We start from the raw sequence: 16561 nt of genomic DNA, 5'->3' as shown, positions 1-16561 counted from the left end.
GCCCGTTCCCAGCGGAGAGACTCAGCCGTTGATCGTCGGCAGCACGCCCGACAGCACGGCCGGGTTCGGCACGGCGGGAGCGGCCGGCACCGCCGGGGCGTGCAGGTCGCCCACGTGCGAGTTGCCGAGGGCATCGGCGTTCGGCAGCGACGGCAGGGTGCCGATGTTCGCGCCGACCGGGTTCGGCAGCGAGCGCTCCTGCGCGCCGGGAACAGCGGGAACAGCCGGGACGGGCAGGTCGCTCGCGACCGGCGCGCCGACGTGCGGGAGCTGCACCGCGCCGGCCGCCTCGAGCGGGTTGGCGAGCTGGGAGGTGTCGGTGACGACCTTGTCCGCGCCGACCTCGGGAAGACCGCCGTTCAGCTGGGGCACCTCCGCCGCGTTGGCCGCGCCGGCGAGCAGCGGGGCCGCACCGGCGGCGAGGAGGGCGGCGGCACGGAACAGTCCGGAACGAGACACAGTTTTCCTCAATCTGGATTGGGGACCGATCTTCGATTTCATCGGCGCGTTCGGTTCGCGAATTAACCCGCTCGATCGGGTGTTCAGGGCTTGAACCTCACGCCACGGGAGGTCCTACGGTCGTCCTGTGACCCGTTGGAGCATCGGTGACCTGGCCAAAGCGAGCGGACTGACCGTCCGCGCGCTGCACCACTACGACGAGATCGGACTGGTCGTCGCCTCCGAGCGCACGGCATCCGGTCACCGTCGGTACACCCCGGACGACGTACGGCGCCTCTATCAGGTGAGATCGCTGCGCCAGCTCGGTCTCTCACTGGAAGAGGTCCGCTCGGCACTGTCCCGTTCGGACTCGCTGCGGCCGCTCTTCGAGGCCCAGCTCGCCGCGCTGAACGCCCAGGCGCGGCAGGTGGAGGCGCTGCGGTCGAGGCTCACCGCGTTGCTCGACGGGCACACGACCGAGTCCCTTCTGTCCACTTTGGAGATGATGTCCGTGTACGAGAGCTACTTCACCGCCGACCAGCTCGACGACCTGCGGTCGCGCGCGGCTGCACTGGGCCCCGAGGCCGTGGAGGGGCTGAAGGCGTCCTGGCTGGAGCTCGTCACGCAGCTGCGTCAGCACCTGACCGACGGCACCCCCGCGTCCGACCCGCGCGTGACCGAGCTGGTGGCGCGGTGGGACGAGCTGGGCGCGAAGTTCACCGGCGGCGACCCCGCCGTGCAGGCCGCGGCGCAGAAGTCGTGGAACGAGAACAAGTCGGCGATCAGCTCGCAGATCGGCTGGCCGGCGGACGACGGTCTGGTGGACTACGTGAACCAGGCGCGCGCGTCGCGGTGACCTGACAAGGTGTCGTCATGTCCGCTGATGACGACGCACGCCGATTGCAAGCCGCGAACCCCGAGGGGTGGTTCGAGGATCTCTACGCGGAGGCCGACGCCGGCACGGCCTCCGTCCCCTGGGACAAGCCCGAGCCGCAACCGCACCTCGTCGAGTGGTCCTCCGGCGTCGACGGCACCGGCCAGACCGCGCTCGTCGTGGGCTGCGGGTACGGCCGCGACTCCGAGTACCTCGCGTCGCTGGGGTTCGACGTGACGGCGTTCGACATCTCCCCCACCGCGATCGCCGCCGTCCAGGCGCGGTACCCGGACTCCGAGGTCACGTACGTCGCCGCGGACCTGCTCGCGCCGCCCGCCGAGTGGCACCGCGCGTTCGACCTCGTCGTCGAGAACATGACGGTGCAGGCGCTGCCCGTCGGCCTGCACGCCCGGGCGATCGAGCAGGTGGCGTGGCTGACCGGCTCGAAGCTGCTCGTGCTCGCCGTCGCGTGCGACGAGGGTCCCGTTCCGGACGGTCCGCCGTGGCCGTTGACGCCCGCCGAGATCAAGGCGTTCGCAGTGGACGGACTGTCGCCTGCGAACGTGCGTCGCGACGAGGTGCGCTGGACCGCGGAGTTCGTGCGCGAAGTGGCCATGAACTGACCACTTATGGCGGACTTCTGCCGCTTAGCGTGAATCATGCTCGTTCGTCGGATGGTCGCCCGCCTGCTCGACTGGCTGCTGGTGCTGGTCGTGGCGTGGCCGTTGGTCCACGAACCTGTGCTCGTGGTGCTCTGTGCGGCCGTGTACGACGCACTGCTGCTGCGCCTCAACACCATCGGCAAGGTCCTCACTGGCCTGAGGGTGGTGGGCCCCGCGTCCGGCCTCGACCACGGACGGGCGCTGGCCCGCACGCTCGTCACGACCGCGCTGCCCGGCGCGGGCGCGGTGCTCGTGCAGACGGGCCTGGGCTGGCGGGAGCCGGCGCTGATGGCGGGGCTCGGCTGGCAGCAGCCGTGGGTCGTCGTCGGTGAGCACCTGCCGGTGGGCTTCACGGGCTGGCTCGCGCCGTTGCTGCTGGTCAGCGGCTTCGCGATGCTGATGCTGTCGGCCGTGGAGTCGCTGGACCTGCGGGGCACGCGGACGTGGCACGACCGCAAGGCGCGCACGGCCGTGATCCGGCTCAAGGTGACACAATCGCGGTCGTGACCAACGAGGTCGGGCAGAACCACGGCAACGTCGTCCAGGCGCACGAGATCGGGTCCGTCCACCTCACCTCCCCCGAGCCGGCGCCGACCGCGTTGAACGGGCTGCGGAGCGCGTCCGAGTCGTTCACGGGGAGGGTGCGGGAGCTGGCCGAGCTGGACCGCGACGGGCTGAGCGTGGTGTGCGGCCTGGCCGGTGTCGGCAAGACCGAGCTGGCGCTGCGGTACGCCGAGGGCTTCCCCGGCGGCAAGCTCTTCGTCGACCTCCAGGACTACGACGACGAACGCCGGGTGTCGCCGGCCCAGGCGCTGGAGCAGTTCCTGACCGCGCTGGGCGTGCGGGAGATCCCCGGCGGCGAGGCGGCGCGGGCGGCGTTGTTCCGCACGGTGACCGCGGAGCGCGAGCCGATGCTGGTCGTGATCGACAACGCGCGGTCCGCGCAGCACGTGCGCCCGTTGCTGCCCAACCGGCACCGCACGATCGTCACCAGCAGGCACCGGCTCCCCGGCCTCGACGACGCCCACCACCTGGAGCTGGGCCTGCTCACCGCGGAGGAGGCCACCGCGCTCGTGGGTGACGCCGAGCTGGCCGAGCTGTGCGGACGGCTGCCGCTCGCGTTGCGGATCATGGCTGCGCTGCGGCGCACCGATCCGGACCACGACTGGGCCGCCGAGCTGCGGGAGCTGCAGCTGGACCTGCTCGACGACGGCGACGAACGGTCCGTGCGCGCGGCGTTCGAGCTCTCCTACCGGGCGCTCACCGAGGAACAACGGCGTTGCTTCCGGTTCGTCGTGCTGATCCCGGGCACCACCATCACCGCGGAGGCGGCGTCGATCGTCACCGGCCGCGCTGAGGCGAGGGCGCGCAGGCTGGTGCGGGACCTGCGGGCGGCGCACCTGCTGGAGCCCGGCGACCGGTTCCACGACCTGGTGCGGGAGTTCGCGGGTGAGCGCCTGCGCGAGCAGGACGACCAGGAGACGCGCAACCAGGCGATGTTCGGGCTCTTCGCGCACTTCGCCGCTCGTGCCGAGCAGATGGACGCCGCGCTGGACACCCCGAAGCAGGCCGAGGCTCTGCACTGGTTCGACCGGCACCGGCCGATGCTCCTGCTGCTGGCGTTCGGTGCGCTGCTGATGCGCCGCTTCCACGAAGGCGGGAGGACGGCGGCGGCCCTGCACCGGTATCTCGCGACGTGGGGCCACCAGGACGACCTGGACATGGCGGACACGGTGACCGCCGACGCCAAGAGGAACCTCGACGTGCTCCCGTACGTCCGGCTGTTCAGAGCCGAGACCCCAGGAACCTGATCGCGTCCGGCAGCACCCGCCGCCAGTAGCCGTCGCCGTGCTCGCCGTGGTCGAACGACGCCTCCGCACCGACCGCCCGAGCCAGCTCCCGTGCCGCGTCGTGGAACGGGTCCTCTCGCCCGCACCACACCCCGACCGGTGAGCGGATAGTGTCCATGTGCCGCAACGGCTCGTGCGCCTCCCACACCTCGCGCGACGCGAACCCGTTGATCCGCTCCGCGTCCTCCCAGGCCGGGAACAACGCCGGGCTCACAGCCGCGACGGCCTTCAGCGGCTGCCGGGACGCGAGGTCCAGCACGCCGAACCCGCCCATCGACACGCCCAGCGCCGCCTCGAAGGGCACCGGCGGGACGAGCGACACCCAGTAGTCGTCACCGCCGTTGACCACCGCGCACCGGAACCGCGCGCCGTGCAGGAACCGCGGCAGCCCGAGGCCCTCCCACCACCGGACGCTGCCGCCACGGCCGTGCAGCACGAGCACCGTCGGCCCGGACGAGCCCATCCACGCGCCCCACTCCGTGGGCTGCACGGGTACGGGCGGCACGTCGGGCACCACTCCGTCGGGACCTGTCCAGCCGAGCAGACGGCGGCCGCGCGGGGTCAGCGCCGCGCACGTCCCGCCCACGCCGACCAGGCCCGCTCCGCCGAGCAGCAGTGTGCGCCGGGAGACCCCCATGCGGACCACGGTACGCACAATGTGCGCCGATCATGACAAGCGTGGACACTCTGACACTGCCAGACCCGCGTCACCGGTCCCAGGATTCCGGGATGGAACCGACCGCGTTCGCCGTGTTTCAGCAGCGTAACAGGGGGTTGAACGATGGCAGTTGAGTCCTCCCCGCCCCAGGTCACACCGGACGGCCGCGTCGAGTTGAGCGACGTGGGTCCCATCCAGGACAGCAGGTTCTACAACCCCGAGCTCGCGCCGGTGCCGGTCGAGCAACGCACGTGGAGCACCTACAACTTCTTCGCGCTGTGGATGGGCATGGCGCACAACATCCCCAGCTACACGCTCGCCGCGAGCCTCATCGCGCTCGGCATGGACTGGGTGCAGGCGTTCCTCACGATCACCCTCGGCAACCTGATCGTGCTGGTGCCGATGCTGCTCAACAGCCACGCCGGCACGAAGTACGGCATCCCGTTCCCCGTGTTCGCCCGCGCGTTCTACGGCATCCGCGGCGCCAACCTCGTCGCGTTGCTCCGCGCGTTCATCGCGTGCGCCTGGTTCGGCATCCAGACGTGGGTCGGCGGCAAGGCGCTGCACGTGATCATCGGCAGGCTGGCGGGTGACGGGTGGACCAAGGCCTCCGCCGTCGCGGGCCAGCCGTGGACGTTGTGGTTGTGCTTCTTCGGTTTCTGGGTCGTGCAGATGCTCGTGATCTGGCGCGGCATGGACGCGATCCGGCGGTTCGAGAACTGGACGGCGCCGCTCGTGAGCGTCGGCTTCCTGATCCTGCTGGGCTACGTGCTGGTGAAGGCGGGCGGGTTCGGGCCGATCCTGCACCAGGGCAGCAGCCTCGGATGGGGGCCGGAGTTCTGGAAGATCTTCTTCCCGTCGCTGATGGGCATGATCGCGTTCTGGTCGACGCTGTCGCTGAACATGCCGGACTTCACCCGGTTCGGCGGTAGCCAGCGCAAGCAGGTCACCGGCCAGATCCTCGGTCTGCCGACCACGATGTCGTTCATCGCGATCGTCGCGATCCTGACCACGTCGGGCGCGCAGGCGTTGTACGGCGAGGCGATCTGGGACCCAGCAGACCTCGCGTCCCGGTTCGACAGCACCGTGCTCGTGCTGGTGGCGCTGATCTCGCTGGTGCTGGCCACGATCTCGGCGAACCTCGCGGCCAACGTCGTCAGCCCGTCCTACGACTTCTCGAACGCGTTCCCGAAGCGGATCACGTTCGCGGTCGGCGGCCTGATCACCGGTGTCGTCGGCATCCTGATCCAGCCGTGGCGGCTGATCTCCGACCCGAGCATCTACATCTTCGCGTGGCTCGGGTTCTACGGCGGCCTGCTCGCGTCCGTGGCCGGTGTGTTCGTCGCCGGGTACTGGGTGATCAAGAAGACCCGGCTGGAGCTCGCCGACCTCTACCTCGACGGCAGGGGCGCGTACTGGTTCAACGGCGGCTGGAACTGGCGTGCCGTGCTGGCGACTCTCGTGGGCTCCGTGCTCGCGGTCGGCGGCGCGCACGGCGGACCGTTCCCGGCGGACGGCCTGATCCCGTTCCTCAAGCCGCTCTACGACTACAACTGGGTGGTCGGCTTCGCCGCCGGCTTCCTCGTTTTCCTGGCTCTGAAGGACAACTCGGCAAAGGAGACGACCAGGTGAGCAACATCATCCGGGCGGCGCTCGTCCAGCAGAAGTGGACGGGCGACAAGGAGTCGATGATCGCGAACGCGGTCGAGCACATCCGCAACGCCGCTTCCCAGGGCGCGCAGGTGCTGTGTCTCCAGGAGCTGTTCTACGGGCCGTACTTCTGCCAGGTGCAGGACGCGGACTTCTACTCCTACACCGAGTCGATCCCGGACGGACCGACGACGGAGCTGATGAAGGAAGTCGCCGCGCAGAACAACATCGTGCTGATCGTGCCGATGTACGAGGTCGAGCAGCCCGGCGTCTACTACAACACCGCGGCCGTGATCGACGCCGACGGCACCTACCTCGGCAAGTACCGCAAGAACCACATCCCGCAGGTCAAGGGTTTCTGGGAGAAGTTCTACTTCAAGCCGGGCAACCTCGGGTACCCCACGTTCGACACCGCGGTGGGACGGATCGGCGTCTACATCTGCTACGAGCGGCACTTCCCCGAGGGCTGGCGGGCGCTGGGCCTCGCGGGCGCGAAGATCGTGTTCAACCCGTCGGCGACGTCCCGGTCGCTGTCGGAGTACCTGTGGAAGCTGGAACAGCCCGCCGCGGCCGTGGCGAACGAGTACTTCGTCGGCGCGATCAACCGCGTGGGAGTGGAACCGTTGGGCGACAACGAGTTCTACGGCCAGACGTACTTCGTATCGCCACGCGGCCAGCTCGTCGGCGAGGCGGCGTCCGACACCGAGGAAGAGCTCGTCGTGCGCGACCTCGACCTGGACCTGCTGACCGAGGTCCGCGACACGTGGGCGTTCTACCGCGACCGCCGCCCCGACACCTACGAGGGCCTGGTGACGCCGTGAGCACGCTGATCCGCAACGGCCTGGTCGTCAACGCCACCGGCTCGCACGCCGCCGACGTGCTGATCGAGGGCGAGCACATCGCCGCGCTGGTCACGCCCGGTTTCGAGGTGCGGGCCGACGAGGTCGTCGACGCGGCCGGGAAGTACGTGATCCCCGGCGGGATCGACGTGCACACGCACATGGAGATGCCGTTCGGCGGCACCCAGTCCGCGGACACGTTCGAGACCGGCACGACCGCGGCGGCGTGGGGCGGCACGACCACGATCGTCGACTTCGCCGTGCAGCCCAAGGGGTCGTCGCTGCTGTCCACTCTGGACAAGTGGCACTCGAAGGCCGACGGCAACTGCGCCGTCGACTACGGCTTCCACATGATCATCTCCGACGTGAACGACCAGTCGCTCAAGGAGATGGAGTCGTGCATCGCGGCCGGCGTGAACAGCTTCAAGATGTTCATGGCCTACCCCGGTGTCTTCTACGCGACCGACGGCGAGATCCTGCGCGCGATGCAGAAGGCGCGCGAGACCGGTGCCACGATCATGATGCACGCGGAGAACGGCATCGCGATCGACCAGCTCGTCGCGCAGGCGCTGGCCAACGGCCTGGGCGACCCGGTGCAGCACGGCCTGACCCGGCCGCCGGAGCTGGAGGGCGAGGCCACGTCGCGGGCGATCCAGCTGGCTCGCGTCACCGGTTCGCCGCTGTACATCGTGCACCTCTCCGCGGCGCAAGCGCTCGACGCCGTGACGGCTGCCCGTGACACGGGCCAGAACGTGTTCGCCGAGACGTGCCCGCAGTACCTCTACCTGTCGCTGGACGACCTGGCGCTGCCGGGCTTCGAGGGCGCGAAGTACGTGGCGTCGCCCCCGTTGCGCCCCAAGGAGCACCAGTCGTCGCTGTGGCGCGGCCTGCGCACGAACGACCTGTCCGTCGTGAGCACCGACCACTGCCCGTTCTGCTTCAAGGACCAGAAGCAGCTGGGCGTCGGCGACTTCTCGAAGATCCCCAACGGCATGCCCGGCGTCGAGCACCGCGTCGACCTGCTGCACCAGGGCGTCGTGAAGGGCGAGATCACCCGTGAGCGCTGGGTCGAGATCGTCGCCACGACTCCGGCGCGGATGTTCGGCATGTACCCGCGCAAGGGTGTGATCGCACCGGGCGCGGACGCGGACGTCGTGGTCTACGACCCGCGGGCCACGCAGACGATCTCGGCCGAGACCCACCACATGGCCGTGGACTACTCGGCCTACGAGGGCTTCGAGGTCACCGGGAAGGTCGACACGGTGTTTTCCCGCGGCCGCAAGGTGATCGCCGACGGCGCCTACCACGGTTCGACGGGCCACGGCCGGTTCGTGTCCCGCGACCTCAACCAGTACCTCGTGTAGCGAAAGGGGCGTGACGCCGTGGACTTCGGCATCGTGCTGCAGACCGACCCGCCCGCGCGGGACGTGGTGGAGGGCCTTCGCGTCGCCGAGGACTGCGGCTTCCGCTACGGCTGGACGTTCGACTCCTGCGTGCTGTGGCAGGAACCGTTCGTCATCTACTCGCAGGTGCTGGCCGCCACCCGCGACCTGGTGGTCGGCCCCATGGTCACCAACCCGTCGACCCGCGACTGGTCGGTGACGGCCTCGCTGTTCGCGACGCTGAACGACATGTTCGGCAACCGCACGGTCTGCGGCATCGGCCGGGGCGACTCGGCCCGCCGCGTGATCGGCCAGAAGCCCGCCTCACTGGCGACACTGGGCTCCGCGATGCACGTGATCAAGGAACTGGCGGAGGGGCGAGAGGTCGAGCACCACGGCACACCCGTGCAGATCCCGTGGGTGCGCAACGGAAAGCTCGAGATCTGGATGGCCGCGTACGGCCCGCGGGCGCTGAAGATGGTCGGCGAACAGGCCGACGGCTTCATCCTGCAGACCGCCGACCCGGACATCGCGCGCTGGACCATCGGCTCGGTCCGCGAGGCCGCAGCCGCCGCCGGCCGCGACCCGTCGGCGATCACGATGTGCGTGGCGGCCCCGGCCTACGTCGGGACGGACCTGGACCACCAGCGCGACCAGCTGCGGTGGTTCGGCGGCATGGTCGGCAACCACGTGGCCGACCTCGTGGCCCGGTACGGCGACTCCGGCGTCGTGCCCAAGGCCCTGACCGACTACATCAAGGACCGCGAGGGCTACGACTACGCCCACCACGGCAAGGCGGGCAACCGGTCGACCGACTTCGTGCCGGACGCGATCGTCGACCGCTTCTGCCTGGTCGGGCCGGAGTCGGCGCACGTCGAGCGGTTGCAGGAGCTGAAGGAGATCGGTGTCGACAACTTCGCGCTGTACCTGATGCACGACGAGAAGGACAAGACGCGCGACGCGTACGGGTCGGCGGTGATCCCGGCGGTCTGACGAGTGCCTGCGACCTGCCCGGCCGTACCGAGGCCGGGCAGGTGCGGATGCGGCCCTGACTTGGTCGTTGTCGGCGAGCTCGGGCCCGCTGCCCATGCCTGAAGTCGCGCTATGGCGCGGGCGGGAGGTCGCCGGGTGATGGAGCCGTGGTGCGGAGCAGACGACCGCCGAGGACCGCGGCGAGCAGCGCCACGACACCGGCGCCGGTGGCCGCCCAGAACGCGCCGGCGGCGCCGAACCGGTCGACGAGAGCCCCGCCGGACGGTGCGCCGATGGCGATGCCGGCGAAGACGGTGACGCCGAGCCAGGTGTAGGCCTCGGTCACCACGTGAGCCGGCACGACCGCGGTGACCAGTGCGTTGCCCGTGATCAGGGTCGGCGCGTTGGCCGCACCGGCGACCACCAGCGCGATGGTGAGGGCGACCAGCGAGCCGGAGCACACCGCGACCACGACCGTGCCCGCGGCCATCGCGGCGGCACCGAGCAGGAAGCGCCGCGCCGGAGCCGAGCGCCGGGTGCGGCTGCCGTAGAACACCCCGGAGACGAGGCTGCCACCGGCCCACAGCGCGAGGACGATGCCGGACACGCCGGGACGGCCCATCTCGCGGGTCAGCGCGACGACACCGACCTTGATCAACCCGAACAGCGCGCCGATGCCCAGGAACACCGCGATGAGCACCCACAACCCGGCGTGCGCCGTGGCCCGCGATCGCCGTCCGGACCGCCGGGCGGATCCGGGCACCGGTTCGGTGGCCCGCTGCACCAGGAACAGGGTGCAGCCCAGCGCGACCAGCGCGGCGGCCGTCAGCAGCCCCGCGGCCGGTGCCACCGCGGTCGCGGCGGCCGCGACCAGCACCGGGCCGATCACGAAGACCGCCTCCTCGATGAGCGACTCGACGGCCAGAGCCGTGTCCAGCCGCGGGTCACCGCGCAGCAACGCCGTCCACCGGGCGCGGGCGAACGCGCCGATCTGGGGCAACGACACGCCGACCAGCACCCCCAGCGCGATCAGCACCACGGCGCCGGCCCGCAGCTGCGCGGCGGCGACCAGGGTGCACAGCGCCGCGACGTTCGCGACCGTCTGCGGTGCCAGGACACGTGCCTGCCCGTACCGGTCGGCGAGCCGGCTGAACTGCGGCGCCAGCAGCCCCTGCGACAGCGAGATCGCGCCCGCCACCGCTCCGGCCACCGCGTACGAACCACCGAGGCCGGTGATCAGCACGATGGCCCCGAGTCCGGCCATCGCCTGCGGCAGCCGGGCGAGCGCTCCCACCGAACTGAACGCCGCCGCGCCCGGCACCGACCACACCTGGCGGTAGAGCGACCACCACCGCCCCGAGCTCGTCACCACCGCCACCCACGTCCCGACATCACCGCGGAATCGTAGTTCGCGAGCACGCGCCCACGGCCTGGCGCACAACTTCAGCCGGACAAGACGTTCGCGCTCGTCGTCGATCGGGGATGATGGTTCGGTGCCCGATGAACCAGAGCTCCCCTGGTCCGTGCGGAACTCCGTGACCGGTGACGTCATCGGGATGAACGTGCAGATCGGGTCCATCGGCGGCGACCTCACCCTGCACCACCACTCGAAGTCGCGCTCTCCCGGCGAGCTGCCGTTGAGGGTGGGCGTCGTGCCGCAACGGGCGGCGGCGTTCCAGGAACGGGTGCTGCCCGAGGGCGTCGCGGTGCTGTCGGGCATGGGCGGGGTGGGCAAGACGCAGCTCGCCGCCGGCTTCGCCCAGCGCCAGTGGGCCGAGGGGGCGGTGCGGCTGCTGGTGTGGGTCACGGCGACCTCGCGGAGTGCGGTCGTGTCCGCCTACGCGGAGGCGGCGGGTGAGCTCACCGGCTTCGACGACCCCGAGCCGGAACGGGCCGCGCGCAAGTTCCTGGCCTGGCTGGCCAGGGGCGACGAGCCGTGGCTCGTGGTGCTCGACGACGTGCGGGACCCCGCCGACCTCGACGGGCTGTGGCCGCCGGACACCGGGCGGGTGCTCGTGACGACCCGGCGGCGGGACACCTCGCTGCGGTTGGACGAGCGGCGGGTGGCCGAGGTCGGGACGTTCAGCGAGGACGAGGCGCTGGCCTACCTGCGTTCGGTGCTCGCGGAACGGCCGGCGCTGCTCGACGGCGCCGAGGAACTGGTGCGGGCCTTGGGATACCTGCCGCTGGCGCTGGCCCACGCGGGCGCCTACGTGCTGGACACGCAGCTCTCGTGTGCTCGCTACCACGCGAAACTGGGCAGGCACCGGACGGCGGTCTCGGCGACGTGGACGCTGTCCGTCAAGCAGGCCGACGCCCTGCCCCCCAAGCGGATGGCGGGACGGCTGCTCGACCTGCTCAGCGTGCTGGACCCCAACGGCGTTCCGCTCGACGTCCTCGCCGGGCCTTCCGTGCGAGGCCACCTGGGCGGCCGGATCGACGAGGACGGTGTCCGAGACGTCCTCGCGACCCTGCACCGGCTGGGCCTGGTCACCCTGGACACCGGATCGCCGTCGCGCGAGGTGCGGGTCCACGCCCTGGTCCAGCAGGCCAACCGCGACTCGTGGAAACCCCGGCACGAGAAGAAGGTCGTCCGCGCCGCCGCCGACGCGTTGTCGGAGAGGTGGCCGCTCATCAAGCAGGTCGACGACCTGGAACGGGCCTTCCGCGACAACACGGAGGCGCTGTTCGCCGTGGGCGGGAGCCAGCTGTGGGGCCGGACCTGCCACACGCTCGCGATCCAGCTGGGACACAGCATGGGCCTGCACGGACAGGAGGCCCAGGCCCGGGACCACTTCGAGCGCCTGACCGACACCGCGGAACACGCGCTCTTCGGCGTGCTCGCCCACATCAACTTCGCCTACTGGCGCAGCCGGGCCGATGACGCGGCCGGTGCGTGCGCGGAGTTCGACCGAGTGCTCGCCCACGTCCCGCGGGTCCGCCCTGCCGAGCAACCGCTCCTCGACTCCTTCCTCCTGAGCGCGCGGCAACAGCGGGCCGAACTGCTCACCGACCTGGGAGAGCCGGACAGGGCGATCACCGATCTCGAGGAGCTGCTCGCCGACACCGCCCGCGTGCACGGACCCGACAGCAAGGAGGTGCTGTCGGTCAGGCAAACCCTCCTGAGCTGCCGCGCGCGGACCGGCGCCGGCGACTCGGTGGCCGGCTACGAGAAGCTCACCGCGGACCTCGTGCGCACGCTCGGGCCCGAGCACCGCCAGTCGTTGAACGCCAGGCTGAAGCTGGCCGCCGCGCGGGCGTCGTCCGGTGATCTCACAGGGTCCGCCGCCGACCTCGAAGAGCTGGTGTCCGACTACGCACAGGTCTGGGGGCCCGACCACCCGGACACGCTGATCGCACGCGGCGACCTCGCCGACTGCCGGGGCCGAGGCGGTGACCCCGCTCGTGCCGCGGCGGAGGCGGAACAGCTCGCCGCCGACTGCCTGCGAGCCCTCGGTCCCGACCACCCGGACACGCGCCGGGTCCAGGGACTGCACGCGTTCTGGCGGAACAAGGGCTAGCGAACTGGCCTGGTCTCGCCGTCCCACTCCGCGCTGAGCGACGGCAGCAACTCCGCCAGCTGCACCGGATAGACGGTGTCCTCTGTGGACTCCAGCTCCTCCGCCGTCCACCACCGGAACGCGGAGATGCTGTGCTCCTCCACGTCGTTGAACCCCGAGGTGTCGACCTCGATCCCGTCCACGTGAGCCAGGAAGAACCACTCCTCGGCGTCGAACGTCTGCCCGGCGAAGCTGAACACCGCGCGCCGGCGCCAGACCGGGCCGGCCAAGGACTCCGGCGCGAGCTTCACGCCCGTTTCCTCGAACGCCTCGCGCACGGCCGTGTCGCGCAGTTCCTCGCCGTTCTCGACGCCGCCGCCCACGGTGAACCAGAAGAGCTCCTGCGGCCGGGCCGGGTCGAAGCCCTGGAACAGCAGCACCCGGCCCGCGGCGTCCAGCAGCAGCACGCGGGCGGACGGGCGGGGGGTGAGCATCACGGCGTCGGACGGGGACGCGGGTTCGGCGATCTCGAAGTACGACGGCTGCGGGGCCGTGCCGGACAGGCGCAGCCAGCGCACGACGCGGCGGCGGCGTTGGAGCAGGGTGTCGCGCACGGCGTCGTTGTGGACGCGGCGGGCCAGCACCACGCGTTCCTCGGCGTCGGCCAGTTCCGCGGCCAGGGCCGGGGCGAGCGACGACCTGTCCAGCGCGCCCAGCAGGCCGGAGAGCTCGTTCTCGGCCGACTCGCGCTCGGCGCGCGAGGCGGACTCGGCTCGGGAGGCGGCGGCGGACAGCGCCGGGTCCAGCAGGGCGCGGACCACCACGGCTCGGCGGGCCAGGGCGGCGTCGAGTGCGGCCCAGGCGGCGTCGGTGCGGACATGCAGGCGGTCCAGGCGGTTGGCGATGGCGAGGATCCAGGCGGCCAGCAGCAGGGCCGCGACCACGACGACGAAGCCGGTGGTCATGCCCCGCCCACCCGGCGCGGGTCGGCGGCGATGGCGGTCTCGTAGACGCGCAAGACCTGCGAGGCGACGACGGACCAGTCGAACGCCTGCACCCGTTGGGATCCGGCCGTCACGTACTCGGCGCGCTGGGCCGAGTCGCGCAACACCGAGCGCAGCGCGCCGGCCAGGGCCGGGGCGTCGCCGACCGGGAACAGCGCGCCCGCCTTGCCGTCGTCGAGCACCCGGCGGAACGCGTCGATGTCCGAGGCGACCACGGCGGTGCCGGCGGACATGGCCTCGGCCAGGATGATGCCGAACGACTCGCCGCCGGTGTTCGGCGCCACGTAGACGTCGAGCGAGCGCAGCATCCTGGCCTTCTCGACGTCGTCGACCTGGCCCAGCAGGTCCACCCGGCCGGCGAACGGGCCGTCGAACGGCGCCTCGCCGCGGCCCACGACGAGCAGGCGCAGGTCGGGGAACTCGTCGGCGATCATGCCGAACGCCTCCCACAGGATCGGCATGCCCTTGCGCGGCTCGTCGTAGCGGCCGACGAACCCGATCGTGCCGCCGGGGCGCGGGTAGCCGTCCAAAGTGGACGCGGAGGCGAAGAAGTCGACGTCGACGCCGTTCGGGATCTCCACCGCGTCGCCGCCGAGGTGCTCGACCTGGACCCGGCGGGCCAGTGCGGAGACGGCGATGCGGGCGGTGACCTTCTCCAGGAACGGTTGCAGCACGGGCTGGAACGCCGACAGCATCTTCGAGCGCGGGGTCGAGGTGTGGAAGGTGGCGACGATCGGGCCGTCGGCCAGCATCAGCGCCAGGAACGACAGCGACGGCGCCGTGGGCTCGTGCAGGTGCAGGACGTCGAACGAGTGCTCGTCGATCCACCGGCGGACCCGCGCGTAGGAGACGGGACCGAAGGACAGGCGCGCCACCGAGCCGTTGTACGGGATGCCGACCGCGCGACCGGCGGACGTCACGAACGGCGGCAGCGACTGGTCGTCGTCGGCCGGGGCGAGGACGTCCACCTCGTGGCCCAGCGCGATCAGGGCGCGCGCGAGGTCGACGACGTGCGCCTGCACCCCGCCCGGCACGTCGAAGGAGTAGGGGCAGACGATCCCGACCTTCACTTGGCCACGACCTTCACCGGGGCTCGGCCTTCACCGCGCGAGCCTCCTGGCGAGGGCGGCGCGGCGGCCCTCCGGCAGGTCGGCCAGCCAGAGCTTCTGCAGCATGTGCCAGTCGGCGGGGTGGGCCGCGATGTCGGCGGCGAACACGTCCGCGACGGCCTGGGTGGCGGCCTGGACCGTGCCGACCTTGATCGGCGGGTGGATGCGGAAGTGCCAGCCGTCCTCGGTGAACCAGCAGCCGACCGGCAGCAGCGCGGCGCCCGTCGTCGACGCCAGGTGCGCGGGGCCCGCGGGCATCAGGGTCTGCTCGCCGAAGAACGTCACGGGCACGCCGGACGACGTCAGGTCGCGGTCGGCCAGCAGGCACACGACCTTGTTGGCCCGCAGCCGCTCCGCCAGCACCGTCGCGGGTGGACGGTCGCCGCCGCTCAGCGGCAGCACCTCGAACCCGAGGGTCTCGCGGAACTCGACGAACTTCCGGTACAGCGACTCGGGCTTCAACCGCTCGGCCACCGTCGTGAACGTGCCGGAGTGGCCCACCAGCCAGACGCCGGCCATGTCCCAGTTGCCGCTGTGCGGCAGGGCGACGACCGCGCCGGTGCCGTTCGCCAGCGCCGCGTCGAGGTTCTCCATGCCGGACACCTGCGAGTCGCACTTCTCGTACGCGGCCGCGAGGTCCGTCGACGGCAGGCGGAACGCCTCGCACCAGTACCGCGCGTAGGACCGCAGCGAGTCGCGCACGAGTTCGTCGAGCTCTTCCGCACCGGCCTGCGGCACGACCCGGCGCAGGTTCCTGCGCAGCTGGTCGACCCCGCCACCACCGCGTTTCGCGGCGTAGTCGGCCCCCGCGCGGAACAGCCCGCGCGCCCACGACTCCGGCAGCAGCCGGATCAGCCGCCACCCGGCGCTGTACCCGAGCGTCGCGAGGTTCACGCGGCCTCCCGCGCCGACTTCGCCACCGCGAGGATCCGCTGCAGGACCGTCGCCACCGTCATGACCGCGAGGATCCACAGCGCGATGTCGAGCAGGTGCGGCACCCCGAGGCCCTGGAACCCGGCACCGACGAGCGCGACGATGAACCGCTCTGCCCGCTCGGCCAGTCCGCCGTCCGCGCTCAGCCCGGACGCCTCGGCGCGCGCCTTCACGTACGAGATGACCTGGGAGGCGACCAGGCAGACGAACCCGGCCGCCGCGGTCCACCGGTTGCCGGTGTCGAACGCGTACCAGGTGAGCGCGGCGAACAACGCCCCGTCGGCGATGCGGTCGCAGGTGGCGTCGAGCACGGCCCCGAACCTCGTGGGCCCCTGCGCACGGGCCATCGCGCCGTCGATCAGGTCGAGCAGCACGAAGAACGTCACCAGCGCGCTGCCGACGAACAGCTGCCCGCGCGGGATGAACCACAGCGCACTGGCCACGGCGCCGGCGGTACCGGCGACGGTGACGGCGTTGGGGGTGAGGCCACGCGCCAGCAGCCACGCCCCGATCGGATCGGTGACGCGCGAGACGGACGCGCGAGCGAAGATGTTCAGCATGGCGTGTCGCAGCCTAGCTGGACTGCTGAAACGCACCGCTCGCGGGTGACGCGCCCGACACCGGTAGCAGGGGTGCGGCGCACCGCCGCAGTCACGTCCGCGTCCAGGAGACGGGCCGGGCGAACGCCGT

General features: G+C 71.4%; 16 protein-coding genes. 9 read left to right on the top strand and 7 right to left on the bottom strand.

Annotated elements, in window-relative coordinates; translation table 11 throughout:
* Positions 1-21: 21 nt before the first annotated feature.
* Positions 22-459 (bottom strand): hypothetical protein, encoded by a 438-nt coding sequence (locus ACFWV3_RS42935; RefSeq protein ID WP_382419732.1) that lies wholly within the window; start codon positions 457-459, stop codon positions 22-24.
* 127 nt (positions 460-586) lie between these two features.
* Between ACFWV3_RS42935 and ACFWV3_RS42930 the strand changes: the two genes are divergently transcribed.
* The 4 genes from ACFWV3_RS42930 to ACFWV3_RS42915 are packed head-to-tail and all read left to right on the top strand — an operon-like array spanning position 587 to position 3785.
* Complete coding sequence (locus ACFWV3_RS42930) at positions 587-1294, top strand: MerR family transcriptional regulator (RefSeq protein ID WP_382419731.1); 708 nt, start codon at positions 587-589, stop codon at positions 1292-1294.
* Between the two features lie 17 nt (positions 1295-1311).
* Entirely contained in the window at positions 1312-1935 is a 624-nt protein-coding gene (locus tag ACFWV3_RS42925) for a class I SAM-dependent methyltransferase (RefSeq protein WP_382419730.1), read from the top strand.
* 36 nt (positions 1936-1971) lie between these two features.
* Complete coding sequence (locus ACFWV3_RS42920; protein ID WP_382419729.1) at positions 1972-2481, top strand: hypothetical protein; 510 nt, start codon at positions 1972-1974, stop codon at positions 2479-2481.
* Positions 2478-3785, top strand: a complete 1308-nt coding sequence (locus ACFWV3_RS42915) for an AAA family ATPase (RefSeq protein WP_382419728.1) — start codon at positions 2478-2480, stop codon at positions 3783-3785. The genes ACFWV3_RS42920 and ACFWV3_RS42915 overlap by 4 nt, the downstream gene beginning before the upstream one ends.
* Here the strand turns inward: ACFWV3_RS42915 and ACFWV3_RS42910 are convergent.
* Complete coding sequence (locus tag ACFWV3_RS42910) at positions 3760-4461, bottom strand: hypothetical protein (protein WP_382419727.1); 702 nt, start codon at positions 4459-4461, stop codon at positions 3760-3762. The genes ACFWV3_RS42915 and ACFWV3_RS42910 overlap by 26 nt on opposite strands.
* A 144-nt stretch (positions 4462-4605) precedes the next feature.
* Between ACFWV3_RS42910 and ACFWV3_RS42905 the strand changes: the two genes are divergently transcribed.
* The 4 genes from ACFWV3_RS42905 to ACFWV3_RS42890 are packed head-to-tail and all read left to right on the top strand — an operon-like array spanning position 4606 to position 9346.
* Positions 4606-6114, top strand: coding sequence for an NCS1 family nucleobase:cation symporter-1 (locus ACFWV3_RS42905; RefSeq protein ID WP_382419726.1), 1509 nt, complete (start codon positions 4606-4608; stop codon positions 6112-6114).
* Complete coding sequence (locus ACFWV3_RS42900) at positions 6111-6953, top strand: nitrilase-related carbon-nitrogen hydrolase (RefSeq protein WP_319970831.1); 843 nt, start codon at positions 6111-6113, stop codon at positions 6951-6953. The genes ACFWV3_RS42905 and ACFWV3_RS42900 overlap by 4 nt, the downstream gene beginning before the upstream one ends.
* The gene (gene hydA, locus ACFWV3_RS42895; RefSeq protein WP_382419725.1) at positions 6950-8335 is read left to right on the top strand and encodes a dihydropyrimidinase; all 1386 of its coding nucleotides are present in this window, start codon (positions 6950-6952) and stop codon (positions 8333-8335) included. Before ACFWV3_RS42900 ends, hydA begins: the two co-directional genes overlap by 4 nt.
* An 18-nt stretch (positions 8336-8353) precedes the next feature.
* Positions 8354-9346 (top strand): TIGR03842 family LLM class F420-dependent oxidoreductase, encoded by a 993-nt coding sequence (locus ACFWV3_RS42890; protein WP_382419724.1) that lies wholly within the window; start codon positions 8354-8356, stop codon positions 9344-9346.
* 109 nt (positions 9347-9455) lie between these two features.
* Here the strand turns inward: ACFWV3_RS42890 and ACFWV3_RS42885 are convergent, their stop codons facing one another.
* Entirely contained in the window at positions 9456-10694 is a 1239-nt protein-coding gene (locus tag ACFWV3_RS42885) for an MFS transporter (protein ID WP_382419723.1), read from the bottom strand.
* Between the two features lie 124 nt (positions 10695-10818).
* On the opposite strand from ACFWV3_RS42885, the gene ACFWV3_RS42880 reads away from it, so the two are divergent.
* On the top strand, positions 10819-12846 hold the full coding sequence (locus ACFWV3_RS42880; protein WP_382419722.1) for an NB-ARC domain-containing protein: 2028 nt from the start codon (positions 10819-10821) through the stop codon (positions 12844-12846).
* Here ACFWV3_RS42880 and ACFWV3_RS42875 read toward each other — a convergent pair.
* Genes ACFWV3_RS42875 through pgsA form a run of 4 tightly spaced genes read right to left on the bottom strand, consistent with a single transcriptional unit; the run spans position 12843 to position 16431 of the window.
* Positions 12843-13790 (bottom strand): NUDIX hydrolase, encoded by a 948-nt coding sequence (locus ACFWV3_RS42875; RefSeq protein ID WP_382419721.1) that lies wholly within the window; start codon positions 13788-13790, stop codon positions 12843-12845. The two genes, ACFWV3_RS42880 and ACFWV3_RS42875, sit on opposite strands and share 4 nt — an antisense overlap.
* Positions 13787-14899 (bottom strand): glycosyltransferase family 4 protein, encoded by a 1113-nt coding sequence (locus ACFWV3_RS42870; RefSeq protein WP_382419720.1) that lies wholly within the window; start codon positions 14897-14899, stop codon positions 13787-13789. Before ACFWV3_RS42870 ends, ACFWV3_RS42875 begins: the two co-directional genes overlap by 4 nt.
* 30 nt (positions 14900-14929) lie before the next feature.
* On the bottom strand, positions 14930-15832 hold the full coding sequence (locus ACFWV3_RS42865; protein ID WP_382419719.1) for a phosphatidylinositol mannoside acyltransferase: 903 nt from the start codon (positions 15830-15832) through the stop codon (positions 14930-14932).
* Positions 15829-16431 (bottom strand): phosphatidylinositol phosphate synthase, encoded by a 603-nt coding sequence (gene pgsA, locus ACFWV3_RS42860; RefSeq protein WP_382419718.1) that lies wholly within the window; start codon positions 16429-16431, stop codon positions 15829-15831. Before pgsA ends, ACFWV3_RS42865 begins: the two co-directional genes overlap by 4 nt.
* Between the last annotated feature and the right edge of the window lie 130 nt (positions 16432-16561).

This window comes from Lentzea sp. NPDC059081 (assembly GCF_042738015.1).
GTDB lineage: Bacteria > Actinomycetota > Actinomycetes > Mycobacteriales > Pseudonocardiaceae > Lentzea.
This window is presented reverse-complemented; position numbering and strand designations above follow the sequence as displayed.

Coding starts and splice junctions, on each gene's coding strand:
- ACFWV3_RS42875 (WP_382419721.1), bottom strand. CDS start 13,790: ATGACCACCGGCTTCGTCGTCGTGGTCGCGGCCCTGCTGCTGGCCGCC.
- ACFWV3_RS42905 (WP_382419726.1), top strand. CDS start 4,606: ATGGCAGTTGAGTCCTCCCCGCCCCAGGTCACACCGGACGGCCGCGTC.
- ACFWV3_RS42920 (WP_382419729.1), top strand. CDS start 1,972: ATGCTCGTTCGTCGGATGGTCGCCCGCCTGCTCGACTGGCTGCTGGTG.
- pgsA (WP_382419718.1), bottom strand. CDS start 16,431: ATGCTGAACATCTTCGCTCGCGCGTCCGTCTCGCGCGTCACCGATCCG.
- ACFWV3_RS42925 (WP_382419730.1), top strand. CDS start 1,312: ATGTCCGCTGATGACGACGCACGCCGATTGCAAGCCGCGAACCCCGAG.
- ACFWV3_RS42910 (WP_382419727.1), bottom strand. CDS start 4,461: ATGGGGGTCTCCCGGCGCACACTGCTGCTCGGCGGAGCGGGCCTGGTC.